The organism is Microvirga arvi (assembly GCF_016892765.1).
GTDB lineage: Bacteria > Pseudomonadota > Alphaproteobacteria > Rhizobiales > Beijerinckiaceae > Microvirga > Microvirga arvi.
On the sequence record NZ_JAFEMD010000201.1, the window covers coordinates 1 to 922 of the forward strand.

A 922-nucleotide genomic window follows, 5' to 3' on the forward strand; every position below is an offset into this window, starting at 1 on the left:
GGAAGACCCTCATACACCTTGAGCGTGCCGTTCCTGACGAGCTTGGCCGCGAGCAGGGCCGAGTCGGCAATCGGGACGATCTGGTCATCACTCCCATGCATGATCAGAACGGGCACCTCGATTCGCGTGAGGTCCTCGGTAAAGTCAGTCTCAGAGAAGGCCTTGATGCAATCGTGTTGAGGCTTGATGCCACCCATCATCCCCTGGCGCCACCAGTTGTCGATGATCCCCTCAGAGACCTGCGCACCGGGACGGTTGAAGCCATAAAAGGGACCGGCAGCGACATCTCTGTAGAACTGGGCACGGTTGGCCGCGAGTTGGGCTCGGAAGCCGTCGAACACCTCGATAGGCAAGCCGCCAGGGTTCTTGTCCGACCTGACCATCACCGGCGGCACGGCCCCGATCAACACGGCCTTGGCAACCCGGCCCGGCTCCGCCCGGGCGACGTAATGTGCGACCTCGCCACCACCGGTGGAATGACCGACATGGATGGCATGTTTCAGATCAAGGGCTGTGATCAGTTCGCCGACATCCGCCGCATAGGTGTCCATCTCATTGCCTGTTGCAGTCTGTGTGGAGCGCCCATGGCCGCGGCGGTCGTGCGCGATCACCCGGAAGCCCTTATCGAAAAAGAACTGCATCTGGCTGTCCCAGTCGTCGGCACTGAGTGGCCAGCCGTGATGGAAGACGATCGACTGCGCGTCGCGTGAGCCCCAGTCCTTGTAGAAAATCTGCGTGCCATCTCGAGTTGTGATCGTGCTCATCGTCGTCTCCTTGTGTCAGCAGAACGCAAGGCTAAGCTTAAGGGGATAGTTTGACAGGCTTGTGGCATGGCATCGCTGTCGGAAGCGGATAGCCCTCCAACCTGCCTCAAGGTGCATGAAGGGCCTTGCGCAGCTGCCGAAACGACCGCTCCGGGTCA

1 protein-coding gene is annotated in these 922 nt (G+C 60.5%); it reads right to left on the reverse strand.

Annotated features, from left to right (window positions below; all coding sequences use genetic code 11):
• Positions 1-764, reverse strand: a 764-nt coding sequence (locus ILT44_RS30525; RefSeq protein ID WP_204243359.1) for an alpha/beta fold hydrolase, incomplete at its 3' end; no start/stop codon positions are given.
• Positions 765-922: the final 158 nt, after the last annotated feature.